1 protein-coding gene is annotated in these 6,842 nt (G+C 73.0%); it reads right to left on the bottom strand.

The features are described from left to right. Positions 1 to 6,842, bottom strand: a 6,842-nt coding sequence (locus tag ABZ854_RS36725; protein WP_361220272.1) for a type I polyketide synthase, incomplete at both ends; no start/stop codon positions are given.

Here is a 6,842-nt window from a genome sequence, read left to right as displayed (position 1 = left end):
GGGCCGGACACGACGATCGACATCGGTCCGTTCACAGCCGCGATGCCCGTGCCGTCCGGCAACACGGCCCGTACCTCGTCCTCGGTCGCCTGCACAGCGGCCATCGCGCCCCCCGAAGGGAGCTGCTGCATCAGCCGGCCACGAGCAGCGACCAGCTTCGCCGCGTCCTCCAGGGACCACAGACCCGCCACATGCGCGGCAGCCAGCTCACCGATGGAGTGCCCGGCCAGTACGTCGGGCCGTACCCCCCACGCCTGAAGCAACCGGAAGAGGGCGACTTCCAGGGCGAACAGCGCCGGCTGCGTGAAGCCCGTCTCGTCCAGCCCCTCTCCGCCGAACATCACGTCCTTCAGCGGACGTTCGAGATGCGCATCCAGACCAGTGCACACCTCGTCCAGCGCGGCGGCGAACACCGGGAACGCGTCGTACAGCTCCCGCCCCATCCCGGCCCTCTGGCTCCCCTGCCCCGTGAACAGGAACGCCACGGAACCGGCCGCGACCGCCGGAATCTCCCGCTCGGCCACCGCCGCCAGCCCAGCCAGCAACCCCTCACGGTCACCCGCCACCACACCCGCCCGGTAGGCGAACGCAGCGCGTCGGGAGACGAGGGAAGCGGCGATGTTGGTGGAGTCCAGCTCCGGGTGGGCGGTGGCGAAGTCGAGCAGGCGGGCGGCCTGGGCGCGGACGGCCTCGGCGGACTTGCCGGACACGATCCAGGGGAGGACCGGCAGGCGGCGGGCCGAGGAGTCCGGCTCGGCCGGGGTCTCGGCGGGAGCCTCCTCGATGATCACGTGGGCGTTGGTCCCGCTGATACCGAACGAGGAGACACCGGCCCGCCGTACCCGCTGCTCCCCCGCCTTCCACGGCTGGGCCTCGGTCAGCAGCTCCACCTCCCCCGCCGACCAGTCGACGTGGGAGGACGGAGCATTGACGTGCAGGGTCTGCGGCAACTGCTCGTGGCGCAGGGCCAGCACCATCTTGATGATCCCGGCGACACCGGCCGCCGCCTGCGTGTGGCCCAGGTTGGACTTGATGGACCCCAGCCACAGCGGCGCGCCCTCGACACGGTCCTGCCCGTAAGTCGCCAGCAGGGCCTGCGCCTCGATCGGGTCGCCCAGCTTGGTGCCCGTACCGTGCGCCTCCACCACGTCGACCTGCTGCGGAGTGAGCCGCGCGGCAGCCAGCGCCTGCTTGATCACTCGCTGCTGGGACGGACCGTTCGGGGCCGTAAGCCCGTTACTCGCACCGTCCTGGTTGATCGCCGAGCCCCGCACCACCGCGAGGACGTGGTGTCCGTTGCGGCGGGCGTCGGACAGCTTCTCCAGGACGAGCATGCCGGCGCCCTCGCCCCAGCCGGTGCCGTCGGCGGCCTCCGCGAACGGCTTGCACCGGCCGTCCGGGGCCAGCCCACGCTGGCGGCTGAAGCCGACGAAGGTCTCGGGTGTCGCCATCACGGTCACGCCGCCCGCGAGGGCCAGGGTGCACTCACCGCTGCGCAGCGCCTGCGCGGCCATGTGGACCGTGACCAGGGAGGACGAGCAGGCCGTGTCGACGGTGACCGCCGGGCCTTCGAGGCCGAGGACGTAGGCGACGCGGCCCGAGGCGACGCTGCCGGAACTGCCGGTGCCGAGGTATCCCTCCAGGTCGGCCGGGTATCCGTTGAGCCGGATGCCGTAGTCGTTGTACATGACGCCGGCGAAGACACCGGTGGCGCTGCCGCGCACGGTGGCCGGGTCGATGCCGGCCCGCTCGAACGCCTCCCAGGAGGTTTCCAGCAGCAGCCGGTGCTGCGGGTCGGTCGCGAGGGCCTCGCGCGGGCTGATCCCGAAGAACGCGGGGTCGAACTCGGCGGCCTGGCCGAGGAATCCGCCGTGTCGGGCGTAGGTCTTGCCGACGGCCTCCGGGTCCGGGTCGTACAGGCCGGCCACGTCCCAGCCGCGATCCGTGGGCAGAGAGGTGATCGCGTCACCGCCGGCCGCCAGCAACTGCCAGAGGTCGTCAGGTGAGTTGACGCCTCCGGGGTAACGGCAGGCCATGCCGACGATGGCGATCGGCTCGTCCGCGGGGGCGGCCGAGGTGACCGTGCTGCCGGAATCCGCCCCCGACTCCGGTTCGGCACCAACGAGTTCGGCCAGCAGGTGGTCGGCGACCGCGCCGGGGCTCGGGTAGTCGAAGACGAGTGTGGCGGGCAGTCGTACGCCTGCCTCGGCGGAGAGCGCGTTGCGGAACTCGACGGCGGTGAGCGAGTCGAAGCCCAGCTCGGTGAAGGCCGCGTCGGTGGCTACGGCATGGGCGCCGGAGAACCCGAGCACCGCGGCCACGTGCTTGCGGGCCAGGTCCAGCACCAGTTCGCGGCGGGCCGGGGTGTCGGGCAGGGCGGCCAGCCGGTCCTGGAGGGAGTTGCCGGTCGTTCCCGCCGCGGCCGGGGTGAGGGACGCGCGGCGTGCACGGCGGGAGCGCGGCCGTACGACGTCGCGCAGGAGGGCCGGCACGTCCGACGTGCCTTCCCAGGCCCGCAGGTTGAGCTTGATCGGGACGAGATGGGCACGGTGCTCGGCGGCTGCCAGCGCCGCGTCGAACAGGGCGATCCCTTCCTCGGCCGTGATGGCCTCGACCCCGGCGCGTGCCATGCGGTCGAGGTCGGTGTCGGTGAGTCCGGCGCCCATGCCTCCGGCGTCGGGCGCCCACAGTCCCCAGCCGAGCGACAGGGCAGGCAGTCCCTGGTCCCGGCGCTGTACGGCGAGTGCGTCCAAGTAGGCATTGGCAGCCGCGTAGTTGGCCTGACCGATGCCGTCGAAGCTGCCGGCGGCGGAGGAGAACAGGACGAAGGCCCCGAGGTCCCGGTCAGCCGTCAGCTCGTGCAGGTGCCGGGCGGCATCCGCCTTGGGTGCCCATACGCCGGCCAGGCGCTCCGGGGTGAGATGCGTGACGGTGGTGTCGTCGAGGACCCCCGCGGTGTGCAGGACGGCGGTGATGTCCGGGTGGGCGTCCAGCAGCCGCGCGACCGCGTTCCGGTCGGAGACGTCACAGGCCTCGACGGCCACGGTGGCACCCAAGTCGGTCAGTTCCGCCACGAGTTCCGTGGCGCCGGGCGCCGCAGAACCGCGTCGGCTGGTGAGCAGCAGGCTGCGCACGCCGTGCCGGGTGACGAGGTGGCGGGCGACGAGCGCGCCGAGTCCTCCGGTGCCGCCGGTGACGAGGGTGGTGCCGGTGGGCGGCCACACGGGGGCGGCCCGGTCGGCCGCGTCAGTGGTGTCAGCCGTGAGGCGGGCCGCGGTGAACGCGACGCCGTCGTAGGCGAGTTCGGGTTCCAAGGTGGGGATGCGCTCCGGGAGTTCCGTGTTCGTGTCCAGGAGCACGATCCGGCCCGGCTGCTCGGCCTGGGCCGCCCGTGCCAGGGCGCGCACCGCCGACTGGTCGGGGTCGGTGAGCGCGTCGTGCGTGACGACGAGCAGCGGTTCCTGTCCCTCCAGGCGGTCCTGGAGCTGCGGGAGCAGGCCGGCGGCGTTGCCGGCGTGCAGCACGCTGTACGAGGCGGTGGGCTCGGTCTCCCGGGTGGTGACCGGCGTCCAGTCGATCCGGTAGAGATCACGGGCGGCACCGGTCCCGGCACCGGCCACGGCCACGGGCCGCAGGACCAGCGTCCCCACCGTGGCGACCGGCGTCCCGGTGGGATCGGCGAGGTCCAGCCGGTGTCCGGCGCCTTCCTTCGTGATCCGCACCCGCAGGGCGGTGGCGCCGGACGCATGCAGGGTGACGTCGGACCAGGAGAAGGGCAGCTCGGCCCGTGAACCGTTGTCGGAGGGCCACAGTCCGATGGCGTGCAGGGAGGCGTCGAGCAGGGCCGGGTGGATGCCGTAGCCGTCGGTGTCGGTGCCGTCGGGCAGGGCGAGTTCGGCGTAGACGGTGGTGCCGTCCGTCGAGCGCCAGGCGGTGGTCACGCCCTGGAACAGGGGGCCGTACTCCAGGCCGGCCGCGGCCAGTTCGTCGTAGAGGCTCGTGGTGTCGACCGGTTCGGCGCCGGCCGGCGGCCAGGCGGTGCCGAGGTCGGCGGGTCCGGCGGGTACGGCGTCCTGGGCGGACAGGGTGCCTTCCGCGTGCAGCGTCCAGGTGTCCTGGCCCTCGGGGCGGGAGTGCACGGTGACGGCGGGCTCGTCACCCTCGCCCACGCGCACCCGCAGGTCCACCGCACAGTCGGCCGGTACGACGAGGGGGGAGTGCAGGGTCAGGTCGCGGACCGTGCCCCGGCCGACCTCGTCACCGGCACGGACCGCGATCTCCACGAGCGCGGCGCCGGGCACGATCACGGTGCCGTCGACCGCGTGCTCGGCCAGCCACGGGTGCGCGGCCTGGGACAGCCGACCCGTGAACAACACCCCGTCACTGTCCGGCAGTTCGACCATCGCGCCCAGCAGGGGGTGCCCGGCGGTAGCGACTCCGGCGCCCTGGACGTCGCCCACCCGGGTCGCCGGGATCGCGGGCCAGTACGTCTCGTGCTCGAAGGGGTAGGTGGGCAGGTCGACTGCCTGCCGGCCCGGCGCGAAGTAGGCGGTCCAGTCGACCTCCGGGAGCCGGGTGAGCGCCTCGACGAGGGCCTGCGGCTCGGAGCGGTCCCGGCGCAGCGTCGCGACCGGTGTCGCCTCCGTGCCGGTGTCGGCGGCCATCGCGGTGAGCACGGCGTCGGGGCCGAGTTCGAGGAAGGTGCCGATGCCCTGGCCGTCGAGGGTGGTGACGGCGTCGGCGAACCGGACGGCTTCACGGACATGGCGGACCCAGTAGGAGGGCCGGGAGAGGTCGTCGTACGAGACCGTCGTGCCCGTCAGCGTCGAGACGATCGGCAAGACCGGCTCGTCGTAGGTGAGCTGGGCGGCGATCTGCTCGAACTCGGCGAGCATCGGCTCCATGAGGGGCGAGTGGAAAGCGTGGCTCACGGTGAGCTTCTTCGCCTTACGGCCTTCACCGATGAAGTGGCTGACAACCGAGTTCACACCCGCTTCCGGGCCGGACACGACGATCGACATCGGTCCGTTCACAGCCGCGATACCGGTGCCGTCCGGCAACACCGCCCGCACCTCGTCCTCGGTCCCCTGCACGGCAGCCATCGCGCCCCCCGAAGGGAGCTGCTGCATCAGCCGCCCACGAGCAGCGACCAGCCTCGCCGCGTGCTCCAGCGACCACAGCCCCGCCACATGCGCGGCAGCCAGCTCACCGATCGAATGCCCGGCCAGCACATCCGGCCGCACACCCCAGAACTCCAGCAACCGGAACAGGGCGACTTCCAGGGCGAACAGCGCCGGCTGCGTGAAGCCCGTCTCGTCCAGCCCCTCACCCCCGAACATCACACCCTTCAGCGGACGTTCGAGATGCGCATCCAGCGCACCGCACACCTCGTCCAGCGCGGCGGCGAACACCGGGAAGGCCTCATACAGCTCCCGTCCCATCCCGGCCCGCTGGCTCCCCTGCCCCGTGAACAGGAACGCCACGGAACCGGCCGTGCTGGACGGCGGGACCGTCCCGTCGGCGATCGCCGTCAGCCCGGCGAGCAGCGTTTCCCGGTCGGCCGCGACCACGGCGGCGCGGTGGGTGAACGCCGAGCGCTGAGTGGTCAGGGAGTAGGCGACGTCCGCCGGATCGGTGTCGGCTCCGGTTCCCTCGCCGAGGGCGGTCAGGAGTCGTACGGCCTGTTCGCGCGCCGCGGTGGCGGTCCGGCCGGAGACGATCCAGGGCACGACCGGCAGGGCGGCCGGTGCCTCGGAAACCGTCGGCTCCTCGGCCGGGGCTTCCTCCACGATGACGTGGGCGTTGGTCCCGCTGATACCGAAGGAGGAGACGCCGGCGCGCCGGGTCCGCTCCCCCGCCTCCCAGGGCCGGGCCTCGGTCAGCAGCTCCACCGCACCCGCTGACCAGTCCACGTGCGTGGACGGAGCGTCGACGTGCAGCGTGCGGGGCAGTTCCTCGTGGCGCAGGGAGAGGACCATCTTGATGATCCCGGCGACGCCGGCCGCGGCCTGGGTGTGCCCCAGGTTGGACTTGATCGAGCCGAGCCACAGCGGCGAGTCCGGGGTCCGCTCCTGGCCGTAGGTCGCGAGCAGCGCCTGCGCCTCGATCGGGTCGCCGAGCTTCGTACCGGTGCCGTGCGCCTCGACGGCGTCCACGTCGGCCGGCGCCAGTCCCGCCGCCGCGAGGGCCTGCTTGATGACGCGCTGCTGGGCGGGGCCGTTGGGGGCGGTCAGGCCGTTGCTGGCGCCGTCCTGGTTGACGGCGGAGCCACGGACCGCGGCGAGCACGCGGTGGCCGTTCCGCCGTGCGTCGGAGAGCCGCTCCAGGACGAGGACGCCCACGCCCTCGCCCCAGCCGGTGCCGTCGGCCACCTCGGCGAACGGCTTGCAGCGGCCGTCGGCCGCCAGGCCGCGCTGGCGGCTGAAGTCCACGAAGGTGTCGGGGGTGGCCATCACGGTGACACCGCCGGCCAGGGCGAGCGTGCACTCGCCGCCCCTGAGAGCCTGCGCCGCCAGGTGCACGGCGACCAGGGACGACGAGCAGGCGGTGTCGACCGTGACGGCCGGTCCCTCCAGGCCCAGGGCGTAGGAGACCCGGCCGGAGGCGATGCTGCCGCCGACGCCCATGAAACCCTCGGTGTCATGGTGGGCGGAGCGTTCCAGGACGGTGGCGTAATCGTGGTACATGACGCCGGTGAAGACGCCGGTGGCGCTGCCTCGCACCCCGGCCGGGTCGATGCCGGCCCGCTCGAACGCCTCCCACGAGGTCTCCAGCAGCAGCCGGTGCTGCGGGTCCATGGCGAGCGCCTCGCGCGGGCTGATCCCGAAGAACGCGGGGTCGAA

The organism is Streptomyces sp. NPDC047028, from assembly GCF_040644095.1.
Classification (GTDB): domain Bacteria; phylum Actinomycetota; class Actinomycetes; order Streptomycetales; family Streptomycetaceae; genus Streptomyces.
Note: the sequence above shows the minus strand (reverse complement) of the source record. Positions and strands in the feature narration are given on the sequence as shown.